The sequence below is a fragment of the Staphylococcus sp. EG-SA-2 genome, assembly GCF_017152085.1.
Genome location: NZ_JACYHC010000532.1, coordinates 1 through 18892, shown reverse-complemented (window position 1 = coordinate 18892; position 18892 = coordinate 1). Strand labels below are relative to the sequence as shown.

The window sequence follows — 18892 nt, the reverse complement described above, 5'->3', positions numbered from 1 at the left end:
TTTTAGAACCTTACTTTAAAAAGTAAACGCTGTGAAGTTAGATAGATGAGTTTATATGAAATATAAAAAATAATTTACTATTTTCTTTTAGTATGTGGACTTATATAATAAATAGAAGCATATAAAGTAAAAAACAGTTGGATGCTACCGCGCAACTGCATAAAAGCCTCTAATCGCTAAAGGTGAAGAGGAACGCAGTTGGATATTAAGGCACAACTGCATAAAAGCCTCTAATCACTAAAGGTGAAGAGGAACGCAGTTGGCTTGCTTGCGCACAACTGCATAAAAGCCTCTAATCGCTAAAGGTGAAGAGGAACGCAGTTGGCTTGCTTGCGCACAACTGCATAAAAGCCTCTAATCGCTAAAGCTCAAGAGGCTTTAAAAAGGAGATGTGATAGTGTGAAGAAATCGTTAATTGCTTTTATTTTGATTTTTATGCTTGTCCTGAGTGGCTGTGGTATGAAAGATAATGATAAACAAGGTAGCAATGATAATGGCTCGTCTAAATCGCCGTACCATAGAATTGTTTCGTTAATGCCTAGTAATACTGAAATTTTATATGAATTAGGATTAGGTAAATACATAGTTGGTGTTTCAACGGTTGATGATTATCCAAAAGATGTGAAAGAGGGTAAGAAACAATTTGATGCTTTGAATCTAAATAAAGAGGAACTTTTAAAGGAAAAGCCAGATCTAATTCTTGCGCATGAGTCGCAAAAGGCAACTGCTAATAAAGTATTGTCATCATTAGAGAAACAAGGCATCAAAGTAGTGTATGTTAAAGATGCACAATCAATTGATGAAACATACAACACATTTAAGCAAATTGGGAAATTAACGCATCATGATAAGCAGGCTGAACAACTTGTTGAGGAAACTAAAGATAATATCGATAAAGTCATAGATTCAATTCCTGCTCATCATAAAAAATAAAAAGTATTTATTGAGGTTTCATCAAAGCCTGAAATATATACAGCAGGGAAGCATACATTTTTTAATGATATGTTAGAAAAATTAGAAGCCCAAAATGTTTATAGTGACATTAATGGTTGGAACCCTGTAACGAAGGAAAGTATTATTAAAAAGAACCCAGATATATTAATTTCGACGGAAGCTAAGACAAGATCAGATTATATGGATATCATCAAAAAAAGGGGTGGATTCAATAAAATTAATGCTGTCAAGAATACACGTATTGAAGTTGTAAATGGTGATGAAGTATCAAGACCAGGTCCACGTATTGATGAAGGATTAAAAGAATTAAGAGATGCAATTTATAGAAAATAAACCATTCTAATTATGCCCCTTATTGCTACATGTAAAAAAATACATGTTTGAGATAAGGGGTTTTTAAAATATATTTAGTGAATGATAGCAACGCGAGTATGTGATTGCTATAATGAATGTAATTATCGATGAAAGAAAAGAGAATGCTATGACATTTAATAAAGTATTATTGAGCTGGATAGTCATATTGATTATAACAACTAGCATATATCTATTTTGGCAGTTGGGGGATATCAATGATGTATTTAACCAGTCTATTTTAATCAATGTTAGATTACCGAGATTATTAGAAGCATTGTTGACAGGTATGATATTAACAGTTGCAGGTCTTATATTTCAAACAGTTTTAAATAATGCATTGGCAGATAGCTTTACATTAGGATTGGCAAGCGGTGCTACATTTGGTTCAGGATTAGCATTATTTTTAGGTTTAACAACGTTATGGATTCCTGTATTTTCAATAACATTTAGTTTGATAACATTAATAACTGTATTAGTCATTACGTCGGTATTGAGCCAAGGCTATCCAGTTAGAATCTTAATATTAAGTGGTTTAATGATTGGTGCATTATTCAATTCACTTCTATATTTTTTGATTTTATTAAAACCTCGCAAATTAAATACAATTGCCAATTATTTGTTTGGTGGCTTTGGTGATGCAGAATACTCAAATGTATCCATAATAGCAATCACATTTATCATTGCACTGTTTGGTATATTTATCATTCTTAATCAACTAAAGTTATTGCAATTAGGAGAACTAAAAAGTCAGTCACTAGGCTTAAATGTTCAATTGATTACATATATCGCGTTATGTATAGCTTCTATGATAACGGCGATAAATGTCGCATATGTTGGCATCATTGGATTCATTGGTATGGTGATACCACAACTCATTAGAAAATGGCAGTGGAAACAATCATTAGGAAGACAATTGGCTTTGAATATTGTAATTGGAGGACAAATAATGGTTATGGCAGATTTTATTGGTAGCCATATACTGTCACCAGTACAAATACCGGCAAGCATTATTATTGCATTAATTGGTATACCAGTGTTATTTTACATGCTAATATCTCAGTCGAAACGGTTACACTAGCACATGACATTTGCTAAAATAAAAATAACTATAAACATAAAGAGGGCATAAGCGATGGATTTGAATCAAATTAAAGCAGTTGTATTTGATTTAGAAGGTACGTTGTTGGACAGAGTTAAATCTCGAGAGAAATTTATCGAAGAGCAATATGAACGATTTCATGACTACTTAATTCATGTTCAACTGGCAGATTTTAAAAAAGCATTTATTGAGCTAGATGACGATGAAGATAATGATAAACCTGATTTATATAAAGAAATCATTAAACGTTTCCATGTAGATAGGTTAACTTGGAAAGACTTATTTAATGATTTTGAAATGCATTTTTATCGTTATGTATTTCCTTATTACGATACTTTGTATACACTAGAAAAGCTATCGCAAAAAGGCTTTCAAATTGGTGTTATCGCAAATGGTAAATCTAAGATTAAACAATTTCGATTACATTCACTTGGTTTGATGCATGTTATTAATTATTTATCAACATCAGAAACAGTTGGTTTTCGTAAACCACATCCTAAAATTTTTGAAGATATGATTGATCAACTAGGGGTATTACCTGAGCAAATTATGTATGTTGGCGATGATGCGTTAAATGATGTAGCTCCAGCACGAGCTATGGGCATGGTTAGTGTATGGTATAAACAAGAAGATGCTGAAATTGAACCACTCGAAGAAGAAGTTGATTTTACAATTACAACAGTGGAAGAATTATTAACCATTTTACCAATAAAAAATGATAATAAAGGAGAAAATTATGGATCTATTTACTAGAAAAGATGGAACATCGATACATTACAGTACATTAGGTGAAGGCTATCCTATCGTATTGATTCATACTGTACTTGATAATTATTCTGTGTTTAATAAATTAGCAGCACAATTAGCAAAATCATTTCAAGTTGTGTTAATTGATTTACGTGGACATGGCTATTCTGATAAACCTCGTCACATTGAAATAAAAGATTTTTCTGATGACATTGTTGAATTACTTAAATATTTATACATTGAAGAAGTTGCATTTGTATGCCATGAAATGGGTGGAATCATTGGTGCGGATATTTCAGTACGTTATCCTGAATTTACATCATCACTTATGTTGGTAAATCCAACATCTATTGAAGGTGAATTACCGGAAGAACGTTTATTTAGAAAATATGCCCATATTATTCGAAACTGGGATCCTGAAAAACAAGATAAATTTTTAAATAAGCGTAAGTATTATCGTCCGAGAAAAATGAATCGATTCCTTAAACATGTCGTAGATACAAATGAAATATCAACTAAAGAAGAAATTCAAGCAGTTAAAGAGGTATTCAAAAACGCTGATATTTCTCAAACTTATAGAAATGTCGTAGTACCGACAAAAATTATTGCAGGAGAATTCGGTGAAAGAACAACAAGATTGGAAGCTAAAGAAGTAGCTGATTTAATCCAAAATGCGGACTTTGAAGTATATCAAGAATCAAGTGCATTCCCATTTGTTGAAGAGCAAGAAAGATTCGTCGAAGATACAGCTTCATTTATCAACAAACATCACGATGAAAAGCATGTTTAATTTTTAGTGATAAGTGAAATATAAAAGTAGTAATTATTATTTGTAATATAATTGTAATATGACTGTTGTTTTAGAAATGATTGTTGTATAATGGTTGTGAGCACAAGACGATATAAATAAAAGGAGAGAGTGCTTATGAAAAAGCTACTAACGGCAAGTATAATTGCATGTTCTGTTGTAATGGGAGTAGGCTTAGTGAACACTAGTGCCGAAGCAGCAAGTGGCAACTCTATTGATACTGTTAAACAATTAATTAAGGGTGATCAGTCATTAGAAAATGTGAAAATTGGCGAATCTATTAAAGATGTTTTAACTAAGTACAAAAATCCTATGTATTCTTACAATGAAGATGGAACTGAACATTATTACGAATTCCATACTAAAAAAGGTATGTTATTAGTAACTACTGATGGTAAGAAAAACAATGGTAAAGTAACTCATATTTCAATGATGTATAATGATGCTAATGGTCCAACATATCAAGCTGTTAAAAATTATGTTGGCAAAGCAGTAACACATACGGAATATAGCAAAGTTGCTGGTAATTTTGGATATATTGAAAAAGGCAAAACGACTTATCAATTTGCCTCAGCACCAAAAGATAAAAACATAAAATTATATCGTATTGATTTGGAAAAATAATAATTAAATTAATCGTGCTTAACCGACAAGTTAAATCGCAATACTTGTCGGTTATTTTATTACATGGCATAATACAGTGAATATTAATTTTTATGATTTGCGAAGGGGAAATTAAACCAATACAATAAATAAAGATGTTTCATTTTAAAGGAGTACTACCAATGCGTATTAACGATAAAATTTTACTAGAAAATATAGAAGATTACTTTAATCATAAAGGTTTATCACCGCATTTGATTGATGATATTAAAGAGAAAGTAATTACTGATATAAAAAATTCTGAAAAGAAAGATCAAGATTATATTGAATATAAAAGAAAATCTCCAGCACAAATCATATTAATGATTCAAAGGAATTTATTTGCTTTACAAATGAATCCAGTTATTTTCTTTATTATAAACTTCATTCTCATATCCTATTTATATGATAAACAGTATGTTCAGTTTCAAGCTATTACTGGAATGAGTCTATTTTATTGTTTAGTGATTTTTCCAATGACTATTGTTGTATACCTAAGGGTGTCACAAAAGAATTACTTGCGTAGTAATAAAATAGAAATGATTATGGGTACAATTATCGCTATCATATCCTTGTTATTAATTATATTACAAGCATTTAATATTACTTGGGGCGTTATACCAATTACAAATTTTGGACATCAATTTTTCTTTTTCATTGGTATTATTTTAGTAATTGCCGGCATATTTTATAAGCGACTTGAGTTTTCGGGAATCGGCTTATTATTTTGTCAAAAAACCGTCGATGCAATGATTCATAATCCACAATCAGCCCAGATTTTTTCATTAATTATATGGATATTATTAGTAGTTCTAGTTATATATTTCACAATTAGATTATCTTCACGTACAAGATTATAAATATGATAAAACTATTCACTTGATTAATTGTATTAATTGAGATGAATAGTTTTTTTATTGTTGGAATAACTTTTGGTAATTTATAAATAATTTAAAAAAATTGTTTATAAAATGGAAGCGTATATAGAATGAAGGTTGGGTATATAGTTTATTGAGGGAGGTGTCACAATGAATAAAGTCACAATTAATCCTCAAATCCAATTAACTTATCAAATTGAAGGTAAAGGGGATCCTATAATATTACTTCATGGATTGGATGGTAATTTAGCTGGATTTGAAGATTTGCAACATCAACTAGCATCATCATATAAAGTACTTACTTACGATTTAAGAGGTCATGGCAAGTCTTCTAAAAGTGAATCATACGATTTAAACGATCACGTTGAGGATTTAAAAATTCTAATGGAGAAGTTAAATATTCATGAGGCACATATTCTAGGACATGATTTAGGTGGGGTAGTTGCTAAGTTATTTACAGATAAATATGCTTATCGTGTAAAATCATTAACTACCATTGCATCGAAGAAAGATGACTTAATACACAGCTTTACTCAATTGTTAATACAATATCAAGATGATATAGCGGGTTTTAATAAGTCTGAAGCGTATATTCTTTTATTTTCTAAATTGTTTAGAAATCAAGAGAAGACGATGAAATGGTATCAAAAACAAAGAATATATAGCATTAAGTCTGAGGATGATAGTGCGGTGGCAATTCGTTCATTAATTTTGCATAAAGATGAACCTATGTATTTAAAAAAACGTACATGTGTACCTACTTTGTTAATTAATGGGGAACATGATCCTTTGATTAAAGATAAGAATCATTTTAAATTGGAAGCGCATTTTTTAAATGTTACGAAAAAAATCTTCGAACATTCAGGACATGCACCGCATATTGAAGAACCAGAAGCATTTATGAATTATTATTTAAATTTTTTAAAAAGCGTATCATAATATGTGATATATAAACCTAGGGCATAAAGTCCTTAGGCAATGTGAAAAAGCTGATTACTATTCATTATTTGATAGAAATCAGCTTTTTTTGAAATGTATTTGATATATACTGCTCGTTATGCGGCTATCTTCCTTATATTAAGTGCCATTAGTGCAAAACCTCTTAACAATTAGGTAAAAAAAGACATAAAAAAAGGAAGTTTAATAGAATGTATCATCTATCAAACTTCACCAAATTGCGCTAAACAAAATTATAGTTCAATTTCGTTGTTTGCTTCAGTGATTCGTTTATTTACTCGACTCAATAATGATTCGATTTTTTTACGTTGTTGTGCATTAACAAGAATTAATACAGTTCTTTCATCATGCTCATTACGTTTTTTATCGAAGTAATCTTCTTGAGATAAAATTTTAACTGCTTTAACAACTTGTGGTTGTTTGTAGTTTAAATGATTAATAATATCTTTAAGATAGTATTCTTTCTCTTTGTTTTCGCTGATGTATGTCAATACAGCGAATTCTTCAAAGCTAATTGAAAATTCCTTTTTAATTAAACTTTTTAATTTGTCAGCATAAGTGACCATTGATAACAACTCAAAGCAATCATTGATTTTTGTAATTGCCATGTTTAAAACCTCCCTATTTGATGCATCTTGCTCGATACATTTGCCCGATAATATATTGATATCTAATCTTTATTTATTATAGATATGTTAGTCATAATTTTGCATTAAATAAGTTTTATTAAATATATTTAATGCTCTATTATTTAGTTAATTATAACTAATTAAAAATGAGAAGTAAACAAAAAAGTGTTTATAAAACAAATTATTCATTAGACACAGTGATTGTATTTCTGGGTTAGCATTTGGTTTAGTCAAAAATATCAGCATTTTTTATAATTTACCTTAATTTAATCGCCAATACAAGGTAATTTATTTAATGAAACGATTTAGCGCAATTAAATGTTTCGATATTCAATGTGTGTCTAAAGAGATTCTTTGTTATAGCTTAACTCTTCCAAGTTAACTTCTTCTACTATTTATACCCATTTTTCAGAATTTTATCACTAAAAATGAAAAATTTTTATAATTTTTTTAATTTAGTAATTCTCAGTGCAGTTTTAATGATAAGAAAAACACATTAATTTAGTGATTAAAACCAATCTATAGCACGTTAAAGTGTATATACGTTATTCCGATTGATAACGGGTAACAAATAATAGAAAGTACGATAATTGATCATGCATTAAAGCACTTTTATTTTTCAAACTCGACTCAATGAATTATAAAAAGTTGTGCATTTTGACTTATTTTTAATTAATTGAATAACCAACTATGAAATATTAGCACGAATAACATAATTTTTGCTATTAATTTGGTGTAAATTATTAAAAAATAACATTAATTTAGGTCTTAAGAATGAGTTGACTATCGAATTTGCTAAATTAAAATTTGTTGTGTCAAAGTATACTACCCAAATCAACGCTTTTCTAAAGATTTTTAGACCACAAAAAAATAGCTTATCACTTTTAAAAATAATTACAAGTTAAAATGATAAGCTAAAAGTTAATTTAAAATAATCTTAAAAGTATAATGCCTGTCAAAATACATAATAGACCAATAGTTTTTCTGGATGTCATTGCTATTTTAGGTGAACCAAATAATCCAAAGTGATCTATCAATATGCCCATTAGAATCTGGCCAAACATCCCAATAAGTGTTGTTAATGCTGCACCCATATGAGGCATTAAGATAATGTTAGCTGTTACAAAAGCCATACCAAGTATACCGCCAGTAAAATAGATAGGCTTTAATTTACCGAATTTTAAATGACTTGTTTTTAGTTTTAAAGAACGATTAAAAATAGCGGTTAAAATCAATAGCGTTATTGACCCAATTGTAAATGATACTAATGATGCAAAGGCTGGTGAATGAGTATGACTTGCTAAAGCACTATTAATTGTCGTTTGAATAGGTGGAAAGAAACCAAAAATAAATCCTAAGAGAAGCCAAAACAGTAAATACTTTTGATCAGTTAGTAATAAATTATTCTTGTTAAATTGATTCATTATGACGATGCCGACAATGAGTAACAATACTCCAATTGCTTTAATTAAATTAAAATCATGAATTGTAGCGCCAAATAAGCCAAATGTATCAATAATGACACCCATAATAATTTGACCCGCAACTGTTGCAATTACAGTTAATGTTGCACCTAATTTTGGCAATAACAATAAATTGCCAGTTAAAAAGCTAACCCCAAGCAAACCACCGACTACCCATGTGTAGTTAAATGATTGATTATTGTAAAAGTGAATAGTAAATACTTCTGGATTGATAATGATATTTAAAATAATTAAACAAATTGTTCCAACTGAAAATGAAATGAATGAAGTATAGAAAGGCGATTTAGTATACAGTGATAGTCTTGAATTGACAGATGTTTGGATAGGAATAAGCATTCCAACTAGGACACCAATGATATAGAAAAGAAGCATATGAATAAAGTCTCACTTTCCAAAGTTAATAATAAAATCATATGAATACATTATCATTATAGAGAAAATATACAACTCATTTACAATAATGTTGAAAAAAACAGGACATTATCATAACAAAATCACCCTAGACAATCATGATGAAAGTCTAGGGTGTTAGTATTTATACTAAATTAATTGCGCTTTCTTTATATCTATTTCTTATCTTCAAATAAAACAGTTGTTGTTTTATCAATAATTTGAGCAGAATGTACTTTGGTGATAGTACCACTATTTGACTTTATAATATTTAAATCTACTAATGCATTCATACTATCACGTGCAACTTGCTCGGTCACTACGTTGTTTAATTGTGGTAATTGCAGTTTTACAGGCTTGTCTAGTGAAGATTTAAAACTTAATTCAAGTGTTTTAGTCATGAATATGTCCTCCTGATTAAATTGATAAAGATTTGATGAGTTCGATATTGTTATATGTTTCTCCAGTAAGTCGCTCAATAAGTTTGCTGAATGTTTTAATTTGGTCGTTTGATGCATCAGGGTTAATGTTAGCGAATCGACGCTTAAATTCTGTTTGTTTGCCGTTAGCGTCTACTTTAGTAAATGATAATACAATAGTGATGTGGTTTATTTTACTCATATTTTAAAACCTCCTTTCACACTATATATCGAAATAAAATAATAAAATGGCTAATTTTATTTTCTATGTTTAAAATCTATAAAAAAGGCAATAGATATATGTAACTAAAATATAAAATAGCTATGATTAAGACACTTAAAGCAAGGGGAGGTTGAGTAATGAATAAAGTAGAAGCGATTAAATTTAATGATGATATTGTTAAAATGTATGAAGCGCTCAAGATAAAATCTGAACGTGACTATTTATTCTTTAAGTTAGCTATACATAGTGGATTGAAAGTATCGGAATTATTAACAATTACAGTCTCTCAAGTTAAGAGACTAATTGAAAAGTGTACGTTATCAGAAATGTGTAAAGCACATTTTCATTCGTTGATTAAAATTAGGTTACCAGAAACATTATCGAAAGAACTACTTCAATATATAGAGGACAGGAGTCTTTCGAATGAAGACGTTCTTTTTCAATCACTACGAACAAATCAAGTATTATCTAGACAGCAAGCATATCGAATAATTCACCAAGCATCAATTGAAGCTGGTATAGATAATGTAGGACTAACGACATTGCGTAAGACATTTGCATATCATGCTTATCAAAAAGGTATACCTATACCAGTCATTCAAAAGTATTTAGGGCATCAATCTGCTATTGAAACACTAAATTTTATCGGTTTAGAAAATGAGTGTGAACATAGTATTTATATTTCATTACAATTATAGAAACAAAGGAGGCTAATAATGAGTTTGGTTTATTTATTAATTGCTATACTTGTGATTATGGCGATGATACTTCTAATGTCTAAACGTAGAGCATTGGCTAAATATGCCGGGTACATAGCGTTGGTTGCACCTGTAATTTCATCTATCTATTTTTTGATTCAAATACCATCAGTAGCTAAACTGCAATATCTTTCTACCTCTATTCCATGGATTAAGACATTAGATATTAATTTAGATTTACGTTTAGATGGTTTAAGTTTAATGTTTTCTCTTATTATTTCACTTATTGGAATTGCAGTATTCTTCTATGCAACTCAATATTTATCCTCTCGAAAAGACAATTTACCAAGGTTTTATTTTTATTTAACGTTATTTATGTTCAGTATGATTGGTATTGTATTATCAGACAATACGATATTGATGTACATTTTTTGGGAATTAACGAGTGTATCATCATTTTTATTGATTTCATATTGGTATAACAATGGTGACAGTCAATTTGGTGCGATTCAATCATTTATGATTACAGTATTTGGTGGATTGGCGTTATTAGTTGGTTTTATTATGCTGTATATCATGACAGGAACGAATAATATCACTGACATATTAGGACAAGCAGATCATATTAAGAATCATGGATTGTTTATCCCTATGATTTTTATGTTTTTATTAGGTGCATTTACAAAATCAGCACAATTTCCATTTCATATTTGGCTACCTAGAGCAATGGCTGCACCTACACCTGTAAGTGCTTATTTACATTCAGCCACGATGGTAAAAGCTGGTATCTTTTTATTACTTCGATTTACACCATTATTAGGTCTTAGCAATATGTACATATATATCGTCACGTTTGTTGGTTTAATAACAATGTTATTTGGTTCAATCACAGCTTTAAAACAATGGGATTTAAAAGGAATCCTAGCATATTCAACAATCAGTCAACTAGGAATGATTATGGCAATGGTCGGTATCGGTGGTGGATATGCTCAACACCAACAAGACGCAATAGCATCTATTTATGTATTTGTATTATTTGGTGCGCTATTTCATCTAATGAATCATGCCATCTTTAAATGTGCGCTTTTCATGGGAGTAGGTATTTTAGATCATGAAGCAGGTTCAAGGGATATACGAATTTTAAGTGGAATGCGTCAACTATTTCCTAAAATGAATCTAGTCATGACGATAGCGGCTCTATCTATGGCTGGAGTACCATTTTTAAATGGATTTTTAAGTAAAGAAATGTTTTTAGATGCATTAACACAAACTGGACAATTATCCCAATTTAGTTTGATTTCAATGATAGCTATCGTGTTTGTTGGTGTTATTGCTAGTATTTTTACATTCACATATGCACTTTACATGGTTAAAGAAGTATTTTGGACTAAATATGATTCTAAAGTGTTTACTAAAAAAAATATCCACGAACCATGGTTGTTTAGTTTACCCTCTCTTATATTAATGGTGCTAGTACCTGTAATCTTTTTTGTGCCAAATATATTTGGGAAGGGGATTATCGTTCCAGCATTAAGAGGTGTATCAGGTGGTAATCATCAAATTGATCCATTGGCACCACATGTTTCGCAATGGCATGGATTTAACATACCGCTTCTTTTAACCATCATCATTATTTTATTGGGTAGTGTACTAGCAATCAAAGTAGATTGGAAAAAAGTGTTCACAGGTAAAATTAGACAGATTTCAGTTTCAAAAGGGTATGAGATGGTATATCGACATTTTGAAAAGTTTGCTACGAAGCGATTTAAACGTGTTATGCAAGATCGTTTAAACCAATACATTATTATGACCTTAGGCATATTTATGATTATCATTGGATATGGTTATATTCGAATTGGACTTCCTAAAGTACATCAGTTACATGTTTCTGAATTTGGGGCATTAGAAATTATATTAGCAATCGTAACTGTCACAATTGGTATTTCTTTAATTTTTATACGTCAACGACTGACAATGGTCATTTTAAATGGAGTCATCGGATTTGTTGTGACCTTATTCTTTATAGCAATGAAAGCCCCTGATTTAGCATTGACTCAGCTAGTAGTTGAAACAATAACGACGATACTATTTATTGTCAGTTTTTCAAGATTACCAAACGTACCAAGATCTAACGCTAACAAAAAAAGAGAAATAATTAAAATTTCTGTATCACTCTTGATGGCACTTATTGTTGTATCATTAATTTTTATTACACAACAAACAGATGGTTTATCATCAATATCAGACTTTTATTTAAAAGCTGACAAACTAACAGGTGGTAAAAATATTGTAAATGCGATACTTGGTGACTTTAGAGCATTAGATACATTATTTGAAGGATTAGTGTTAATTATTACTGGGCTAGGTATTTACACATTATTAAATTATCAAGATCGGAGGGGACAAGATGAAAGAGAATGATGTCGTGTTAAGAACGGTCACGAAACTTGTTGTATTTATTTTATTGACTTTCGGATTCTATGTCTTCTTCGCAGGTCATAATAATCCTGGTGGTGGCTTTATTGGTGGTTTAATATTTAGTTCAGCGTTTATTTTAATGTTTCTGGCTTTTAATGTTGAAGAGGTTTTAGAAAGTTTACCGATTGATTTTAGAATTTTAATGATTATTGGAGCATTGGTATCATCTATTACTGCGATAATACCTATGTTTTTTGGAAAACCATTTTTGTCTCAATATGAAACAACTTGGATACTTCCAATTTTAGGGCAAATTCATGTAAGTACAATAACACTTTTTGAATTAGGTATTTTATTCTCAGTTGTTGGTGTTATTGTCACAGTGATGTTGTCGCTTAGCGGAGGTCGATCATGAATTTAATATTATTACTAGTTATAGGATTTTTAGTGTTTATAGGAACATATATGATTTTATCAATCAATTTAATTCGTATTGTAATCGGAATTTCAATATATACTCATGCTGGTAATCTCATTATTATGAGTATGGGAACGTATGGTTCTAGTAGATCAGAACCACTAATAACTGGTGGAAACCAATTGTTTGTTGATCCCTTGTTACAAGCTATTGTACTAACTGCAATAGTTATAGGGTTTGGGATGACTGCGTTTTTACTTGTACTTGTTTATAGAACTTATAAAGTAACAAAAGAAGATGAAATTGAAGGCCTAAGGGGGGAAGATGATGCTAAGTAACTTATTGATTTTACCAATGTTATTACCATTCCTTTGTGCCTTAATCCTTGTATTTTTAAAAAATAATGATCGTATTTCTAAATATTTATACTTAGGTACAATGACTATCACCACAATTATTTCATTAATGCTATTAATTTATGTTCAGCGTCACCGTCCAATTACGCTAGACTTTGGAGGATGGTCAGCGCCCTTTGGTATACAGTTTTTAGGAGATTCTTTAAGTTTGATTATGGTTACAACCGCTTCGTTTGTGATTACTTTAATTATGGCATACGGATTTGGGCGTGGCGAACATAAAGCAAATCGTTATCACTTGCCATCGTTCATATTATTTTTAAGTGTTGGCGTGATAGGCTCTTTTCTAACATCAGATTTATTTAATTTATACGTCATGTTTGAAATTATGTTACTAGCGTCATTTGTACTCATTACACTTGGACAATCTGTAGAACAATTACGTGCTGCAATTATTTATGTTGTCTTGAATATTATTGGTTCATGGCTATTCTTATTAGGTATAGGTTTACTTTATAAAACAGTAGGTACATTAAACTTTTCACATATTGCAATGCGTTTGAATAACATGGGAGATAATCGCACTGTTACAATGATTTCATTAATCTTCTTAGTCGCATTTAGTGCGAAAGCAGCGCTGGTCCTTTTTATGTGGCTACCCAAAGCCTACGCTGTGTTAAATACTGAGCTTGCAGCATTATTTGCAGCGTTAATGACCAAAGTAGGGGCCTATGCATTAATTCGATTCTTCACTTTACTATTTGATCAACATAATGATCTCATACATCCATTGCTAGCAACTATGGCTGCTATAACTATGGTCATCGGCGCTATAGGTGTCATTGCTTATAAAGATATTAAAAAGATTGCAGCTTACCAAGTCATAATCTCAATAGGATTTATCATTTTAGGTTTAGGAACAAACACGTTTGCAGGTATTAATGGTGCAATATTTTATTTGGTAAATGACATTGTTGTAAAAACATTGCTATTCTTTATTATTGGTAGTTTAGTTTACATTACAGGCTATCGACAATATCAATATTTGAATGGCTTAGCTAAAAAAGAACCTTTATTTGGAGTTGCGTTTATTATAATGATTTTTGCTATTGGCGGCGTGCCTCCATTTAGTGGCTTTCCGGGGAAAGTACTTATTTTCCAAGGTGCATTGCAAAATGGCAATTATATTGGACTAGCGTTAATGATTATTACTAGTCTAATTGCAATGTACAGTTTATTTAGGATACTTTTTTATATGTATTTTGGAGATAAAGATGGGGAGGAAGTTAATTTTAAGAAAATCCCGCTATATCGAAAAAGAATTTTAAGTATTTTAGTAGTTGTGGTTATCGCAATCGGAATTGCTGCACCTGTTGTGTTAAATGTTACAAGTGATGCAACTGAGTTGAACACGAGTGATCAATTATATCAAAAACTTGTAAATCCGCATTTGAAAGGAGAGGACTAAATGAATCAAATAGTTTTAAATATTATCATTGCATTCTTATGGGTATTATTTCAAGATGAAGATCATTTTAAATTCTCGACTTTCTTTTCTGGATATCTAATTGGTTTAATTGTCATTTATATATTACACAGGTTTTTCAGCGATGATTTTTATGTTAGAAAAATATGGGTAGCTATTAAATTTTTAGGTGTTTATTTATATCAATTAATAACATCTAGCATTAGCACGATTAATTATATTCTTTTTAAAACAAAAGATATGAACCCTGGATTACTTTCATATGAAACAAGACTAACAAGTGATTGGGCAATAACATTTTTAACAATTTTAATTATTATAACTCCAGGGTCTACAGTAATACGAATTTCTCAAGACTCTAAAAAGTTTTTTATTCATAGTATCGACGTGTCAGAAAAAGAAAAAGATAGTTTGTTAAGAAGTATTAAGCATTATGAAGACTTAATATTGGAGGTGTCGCGATGATACAAACAATAACACATATTATGATTATTAGTTCACTCATTATTTTTGGAATTGCATTAATCATCTGTTTATTTAGATTAATCAAGGGACCTACAACAGCAGATCGTGTCGTTACATTTGATACAACAAGTGCTGTCGTAATGTCAATTGTGGGTGTGTTAAGTGTACTTATGGGCACCGTTTCTTTCTTAGATTCAATCATGCTCATTGCCATTATATCTTTTGTAAGTTCTGTTTCAATATCACGCTTTATTGGTGGGGGGCATGTGTTTAATGGAAATAACAAAAGAAATCTTTAGTCTTATTGCTGCTGTGATGTTGTTGTTAGGTAGTTTTATTGCTCTTATTAGTGCAATAGGTATCGTGAAATTCCAAGATGTTTTCTTAAGAAGTCACGCTGCGACAAAAAGTTCAACTTTATCCGTGTTATTAACTTTAATCGGTGTATTAATTTATTTTATTGTGAATACAGGATTTTTCAGTGTGCGTTTATTACTGTCACTTGTTTTTATTAATTTAACTTCACCAGTCGGCATGCACTTAGTCGCTCGCGCTGCTTATCGCAACGGCGCTTATATGTATCGAAAAAATGATGCTCACACACATGCATCAATATTATTAAGTTCAAATGAACAAAACTCTACAGAAGCATTACAATTACGTGCTAAAAAACGAGAAGAGCATCGTAAGAAATGGTATCAAAACGATTGAAGTGTTGGCTAAATTGTTAAGCATAACAATGCTTTTGAAAATCTGTTTTCAAAATTAATCATTAAAAGAGTACTTTGAAATTGGTTAGTCGATTTTAAGGTGCTCATTTTTTGTATTATAAGTTAATGTTGTTATGTGAAAGCAAGTTGTTTATTTATACAAACAATTAGTGATAAAATAAAATTAAATAATTGCAAATTTAAGTACTGCAATCGTAGACATATATCTATATTAAAGTGCTTTTGTGGTCGCTAACTCAATTTATCCTCTAAAGTATAATTACAACGAGATGTGATACTTAATTTTCAATTAAACAATACTTTTTAGAGAGGTGAAAGTTTGGAAATATTTGAAACAATTCTTATATTTATAGCTGTTGTGATACTAAGTTCGTTTGTCCATACTTTCATACCTAAAGTACCCCTAGCATTTATACAAATTTTCTTGGGCATGTTACTATTTATTACCCCAATCCCTGTTCAATTTAATTTTGATTCTGAATTGTTTATGGTAACAATGATTGCGCCTTTGTTATTTGTAGAAGGTGTTAATGTTTCTAGAGTCCATTTAAGGAAATATATTAAGCCAGTGATGATGATGGCATTAGGATTAGTCATTACTACTGTGATAGGTGTAGGTTTATTTATTCATTGGATTTGGCCAGATTTACCTATTGGAGCAGCATTTGCAATTGCTGCCATTCTTTGTCCTACTGATGCAGTAGCAGTGCAAGCAATCACTAAAGGAAAGGTCTTGCCAAAAGGAGCAATGACAATTCTTGAAGGTGAGTCATTATTGAATGATGCTGCTGGTATTATTTCATTTAAAATAGCTGTTGGAGTATTAGTTACAGGTGCTTTTTCACTTGTTGATGCTGTTCAGTTGTTTTTAATTGCATCAATTGGTGGCGCAGTGGTTGGTTTACTTATAGGTATGGCATTAGTAAGGTTCCGATTAACATTGATGCGTCGAGGATATGAAAACATTAATATGTTTACAATTATTCAATTGTTAACACCATTTGTTACGTATTTAATTGCTGAATTGTTTCACGCATCAGGAATCATTGCAGCAGTAGTTGCAGGACTTGTACATGGTTTCGAACGTGACAGAATTATGCAAGTACGTACACAACTGCAAATGAGTTACAATCATACATGGAATATACTAGGTTATGTTTTAAATGGCTTTGTTTTTTCAATATTAGGATTTTTAGTACCTGAAGTTATTATTAAAATTATCAAAACAGAACCGCACAATTTAATCTTTTTAATAGGCATCACTATTGTTGTTGCTTTAGCTGTCTATCTATTTAGATTTGTTTGGGTTTATGTCTTATATCCTTATTTTTATTTAGCCATCAGTCCATTCCAAAAAATGATGACTAAAAATGATGATGATAATCCAACGACTGAGAAACCACCAAAGCGAAGTTTATACGCTTTAATTATGACGTTATGTGGTGTGCATGGAACAATTTCTTTAGCAATCGCATTAACGTTACCTTATTTTTTAGCAGGGCATCATGCTTTTACGTATAGAAACGACTTATTATTTATTGCATCTGGTATGGTTATTATTAGTTTGGTAGTTGCGCAAGTATTATTGCCATTATTAACGAAACCTGCACCTAAAACAGTAATTGGCAATATGTCGTTTAAAGTTGCTAGAATTTATATATTAGAACAAGTTATTGATTATCTAAATCAAAAATCTACTTTCGAAACAAGTTTTAAATATGGTAACGTGATTAAAGAATATCATGATAAATTAGCATTTTTAAAAACTGTAGAGAAAGATGATGAAAACTCTAAAGAATTAGAACGTCTACAAAAAATTGCTTTTAATGTAGAAACAAAAACATTAGAGTCTTTAGTAGATGAAGGACAAATAACGAATAGTGTACTTGAAAACTATATGCGTTATGCTGAAAGAACACAGGTATATAGACAAGCATCATTAATAAGAAGAATGATTGTATTATTACGAGGTGCTTTATTAAAACGAAGAGTACAAACGAGAGTGAACTCCGCATCTTCACTTAGTGTTACGGATAACTTAATGGAATTAAATAAAATTAATAAATTAGTCCATTATAATGTGGTTAGTCGTTTGTCTAAGGAAACAACAAAAGATAATACACTTGAAATTGGAATGGTTTGTGACGGTTATTTAATGCGAATTGAAAACTTAACACCATCAAATTTCTTCAACTCAGCAAGTGAAGATACGATTACTAAAATTAAATTAAATGCATTGAGAGAACAACGTCGCATTTTACGTGAGTTGATTGATACAGATGAAGTATCAGAAGGTACAGCGTTAAAACTAAGAGAAGCCATCAATTACGATGAAATGGTTATTGTAGATAGTATGACGTAGTTCCTAATTATGCTAAAAGGGATTGATGAAAAACTGAAGGGCTTTTCATCAATCCCTTTTATTTTATGGGAATTGAATAGATAGTTTTAAACTATACGAATTATTAATATTTGAGATTTAATTGAAATAAGTTTTAAAAATTGGAGGAGATAGATTAAGCGAAGTCATTTAAAGGTGAAGTTAAGTGTATTCACAAAAAATAGCCACACTCATATGACATCGGATGAGTGTGGCTTAAGGATCTATGGGGGGGAGGAAACCATAGATGTTTACTTTGATAGGCCAGATTAAATATCAAAGTATGCGATTATTTATAGCTTGATGCAAAAGTGGTATGCCTATTAAAAGTTACTGCACATAGCTTTTAATATTCC

At 30.6% G+C, this 18892-nt stretch carries 19 protein-coding genes and 1 pseudogene; 16 read left to right on the top strand and 4 right to left on the bottom strand.

Features of this window, described 5'->3' with window-relative positions; all coding sequences use genetic code 11:
* Window positions 1-507 precede the first annotated feature (507 nt).
* The 7 genes and pseudogenes from IDG60_RS08835 to IDG60_RS08805 form a co-directional block, all read left to right on the top strand.
* A pseudogene (locus tag IDG60_RS08835) lies at window positions 508-1287 on the top strand (ABC transporter substrate-binding protein); the annotation flags it as partial.
* A gap of 148 nt (window positions 1288-1435) precedes the next feature.
* Window positions 1436-2386, top strand: coding sequence for a FecCD family ABC transporter permease (locus IDG60_RS08830; protein WP_010922824.1), 951 nt, complete (start codon window positions 1436-1438; stop codon window positions 2384-2386).
* Window positions 2387-2440: 54 nt separating this feature from the next.
* The gene (locus IDG60_RS08825) at window positions 2441-3160 is read left to right on the top strand and encodes an HAD family hydrolase (protein WP_000365354.1); all 720 of its coding nucleotides are present in this window, start codon (window positions 2441-2443) and stop codon (window positions 3158-3160) included.
* Window positions 3144-3944, top strand: coding sequence for an alpha/beta fold hydrolase (locus tag IDG60_RS08820; RefSeq protein WP_000362978.1), 801 nt, complete (start codon window positions 3144-3146; stop codon window positions 3942-3944). The genes IDG60_RS08825 and IDG60_RS08820 overlap by 17 nt, the downstream gene beginning before the upstream one ends.
* Before the next feature lie 135 nt (window positions 3945-4079).
* Entirely contained in the window at window positions 4080-4586 is a 507-nt protein-coding gene (locus IDG60_RS08815) for an SA0570 family protein (protein ID WP_000735558.1), read from the top strand.
* Between the two features lie 161 nt (window positions 4587-4747).
* Complete coding sequence (locus IDG60_RS08810) at window positions 4748-5464, top strand: hypothetical protein (RefSeq protein WP_001222133.1); 717 nt, start codon at window positions 4748-4750, stop codon at window positions 5462-5464.
* Between the two features lie 168 nt (window positions 5465-5632).
* On the top strand, window positions 5633-6421 hold the full coding sequence (locus IDG60_RS08805; protein ID WP_001045423.1) for an alpha/beta fold hydrolase: 789 nt from the start codon (window positions 5633-5635) through the stop codon (window positions 6419-6421).
* A gap of 251 nt (window positions 6422-6672) precedes the next feature.
* On the opposite strand, the gene sarA is transcribed toward IDG60_RS08805, so the two are convergent.
* The 4 genes from sarA to sroA all read right to left on the bottom strand — a co-directional run bounded on the left by sarA (window position 6673) and on the right by sroA (window position 9563).
* Complete coding sequence (gene sarA, locus IDG60_RS08800; protein ID WP_001018677.1) at window positions 6673-7047, bottom strand: global transcriptional regulator SarA; 375 nt, start codon at window positions 7045-7047, stop codon at window positions 6673-6675.
* A gap of 947 nt (window positions 7048-7994) precedes the next feature.
* On the bottom strand, window positions 7995-8924 hold the full coding sequence (locus IDG60_RS08795) for a DMT family transporter (RefSeq protein WP_001788301.1): 930 nt from the start codon (window positions 8922-8924) through the stop codon (window positions 7995-7997).
* Window positions 8925-9118: 194 nt separating this feature from the next.
* Window positions 9119-9343 (bottom strand): DUF2922 domain-containing protein, encoded by a 225-nt coding sequence (locus IDG60_RS08790; RefSeq protein ID WP_000169042.1) that lies wholly within the window; start codon window positions 9341-9343, stop codon window positions 9119-9121.
* Window positions 9344-9359: 16 nt separating this feature from the next.
* Complete coding sequence (sroA, locus tag IDG60_RS08785) at window positions 9360-9563, bottom strand: sigS mRNA-stabilizing protein SroA (RefSeq protein ID WP_000036086.1); 204 nt, start codon at window positions 9561-9563, stop codon at window positions 9360-9362.
* Between the two features lie 158 nt (window positions 9564-9721).
* Here sroA and IDG60_RS08780 point away from each other — a divergent pair, with 158 nt between their 5' ends.
* From IDG60_RS08780 to IDG60_RS08740, 9 genes are all read left to right on the top strand, one after another.
* Window positions 9722-10282 carry a tyrosine-type recombinase/integrase gene (locus IDG60_RS08780; RefSeq protein ID WP_001044915.1) on the top strand — a complete coding sequence of 187 codons (561 nt, stop codon included), beginning with the start codon at window positions 9722-9724 and terminating at the stop codon, window positions 10280-10282.
* A gap of 18 nt (window positions 10283-10300) precedes the next feature.
* Window positions 10301-12703 (top strand): Na+/H+ antiporter Mnh2 subunit A, encoded by a 2403-nt coding sequence (gene mnhA2, locus IDG60_RS08775; RefSeq protein WP_000060771.1) that lies wholly within the window; start codon window positions 10301-10303, stop codon window positions 12701-12703.
* Window positions 12690-13115: a Na+/H+ antiporter Mnh2 subunit B gene (gene mnhB2 / locus IDG60_RS08770; RefSeq protein ID WP_000661906.1), complete on the top strand. Its 426-nt coding sequence runs from the start codon at window positions 12690-12692 to the stop codon at window positions 13113-13115. The genes mnhA2 and mnhB2 overlap by 14 nt, the downstream gene beginning before the upstream one ends.
* Window positions 13112-13456 carry a Na+/H+ antiporter Mnh2 subunit C gene (gene mnhC2, locus IDG60_RS08765; RefSeq protein WP_001048985.1) on the top strand — a complete coding sequence of 115 codons (345 nt, stop codon included), beginning with the start codon at window positions 13112-13114 and terminating at the stop codon, window positions 13454-13456. The genes mnhB2 and mnhC2 overlap by 4 nt, the downstream gene beginning before the upstream one ends.
* Window positions 13446-14942 (top strand): Na+/H+ antiporter Mnh2 subunit D, encoded by a 1497-nt coding sequence (gene mnhD2 / locus IDG60_RS08760; RefSeq protein WP_103143692.1) that lies wholly within the window; start codon window positions 13446-13448, stop codon window positions 14940-14942. Before mnhC2 ends, mnhD2 begins: the two co-directional genes overlap by 11 nt.
* Window positions 14943-15425 carry a Na+/H+ antiporter Mnh2 subunit E gene (gene mnhE2, locus IDG60_RS08755; protein ID WP_001071971.1) on the top strand — a complete coding sequence of 161 codons (483 nt, stop codon included), beginning with the start codon at window positions 14943-14945 and terminating at the stop codon, window positions 15423-15425.
* The gene (gene mnhF2 / locus IDG60_RS08750) at window positions 15422-15724 is read left to right on the top strand and encodes a Na+/H+ antiporter Mnh2 subunit F (RefSeq protein ID WP_000616642.1); all 303 of its coding nucleotides are present in this window, start codon (window positions 15422-15424) and stop codon (window positions 15722-15724) included. Before mnhE2 ends, mnhF2 begins: the two co-directional genes overlap by 4 nt.
* A complete protein-coding gene (mnhG2, locus tag IDG60_RS08745; protein ID WP_000406612.1) occupies window positions 15699-16136 on the top strand; it encodes a Na+/H+ antiporter Mnh2 subunit G in 438 nt (145 codons plus the stop codon). Before mnhF2 ends, mnhG2 begins: the two co-directional genes overlap by 26 nt.
* A gap of 339 nt (window positions 16137-16475) precedes the next feature.
* Window positions 16476-18518, top strand: a complete 2043-nt coding sequence (locus IDG60_RS08740; protein ID WP_000402171.1) for a cation:proton antiporter — start codon at window positions 16476-16478, stop codon at window positions 18516-18518.
* Window positions 18519-18892 lie beyond the last annotated feature (374 nt).

What these genes read in the sequence shown, in the direction of transcription:
- IDG60_RS08815 (WP_000735558.1), top strand. Translation starts at nt 4,080, where the DNA reads ATGAAAAAGCTACTAACGGCAAGTATAATTGCATGTTCTGTTGTAATG.
- mnhB2 (WP_000661906.1), top strand. Translation starts at nt 12,690, where the DNA reads ATGAAAGAGAATGATGTCGTGTTAAGAACGGTCACGAAACTTGTTGTA.
- IDG60_RS08830 (WP_010922824.1), top strand. Translation starts at nt 1,436, where the DNA reads ATGACATTTAATAAAGTATTATTGAGCTGGATAGTCATATTGATTATA.
- mnhF2 (WP_000616642.1), top strand. Translation starts at nt 15,422, where the DNA reads ATGATACAAACAATAACACATATTATGATTATTAGTTCACTCATTATT.
- IDG60_RS08790 (WP_000169042.1), bottom strand. Translation starts at nt 9,343, where the DNA reads ATGACTAAAACACTTGAATTAAGTTTTAAATCTTCACTAGACAAGCCT.
- mnhD2 (WP_103143692.1), top strand. Translation starts at nt 13,446, where the DNA reads ATGCTAAGTAACTTATTGATTTTACCAATGTTATTACCATTCCTTTGT.
- IDG60_RS08820 (WP_000362978.1), top strand. Translation starts at nt 3,144, where the DNA reads ATGGATCTATTTACTAGAAAAGATGGAACATCGATACATTACAGTACA.
- IDG60_RS08805 (WP_001045423.1), top strand. Translation starts at nt 5,633, where the DNA reads ATGAATAAAGTCACAATTAATCCTCAAATCCAATTAACTTATCAAATT.
- IDG60_RS08810 (WP_001222133.1), top strand. Translation starts at nt 4,748, where the DNA reads ATGCGTATTAACGATAAAATTTTACTAGAAAATATAGAAGATTACTTT.
- mnhE2 (WP_001071971.1), top strand. Translation starts at nt 14,943, where the DNA reads ATGAATCAAATAGTTTTAAATATTATCATTGCATTCTTATGGGTATTA.
- mnhC2 (WP_001048985.1), top strand. Translation starts at nt 13,112, where the DNA reads ATGAATTTAATATTATTACTAGTTATAGGATTTTTAGTGTTTATAGGA.
- mnhA2 (WP_000060771.1), top strand. Translation starts at nt 10,301, where the DNA reads ATGAGTTTGGTTTATTTATTAATTGCTATACTTGTGATTATGGCGATG.
- sarA (WP_001018677.1), bottom strand. Translation starts at nt 7,047, where the DNA reads ATGGCAATTACAAAAATCAATGATTGCTTTGAGTTGTTATCAATGGTC.
- IDG60_RS08795 (WP_001788301.1), bottom strand. Translation starts at nt 8,924, where the DNA reads ATGCTTCTTTTCTATATCATTGGTGTCCTAGTTGGAATGCTTATTCCT.
- IDG60_RS08780 (WP_001044915.1), top strand. Translation starts at nt 9,722, where the DNA reads ATGAATAAAGTAGAAGCGATTAAATTTAATGATGATATTGTTAAAATG.
- sroA (WP_000036086.1), bottom strand. Translation starts at nt 9,563, where the DNA reads ATGAGTAAAATAAACCACATCACTATTGTATTATCATTTACTAAAGTA.
- mnhG2 (WP_000406612.1), top strand. Translation starts at nt 15,699, where the DNA reads ATGGAAATAACAAAAGAAATCTTTAGTCTTATTGCTGCTGTGATGTTG.
- IDG60_RS08825 (WP_000365354.1), top strand. Translation starts at nt 2,441, where the DNA reads ATGGATTTGAATCAAATTAAAGCAGTTGTATTTGATTTAGAAGGTACG.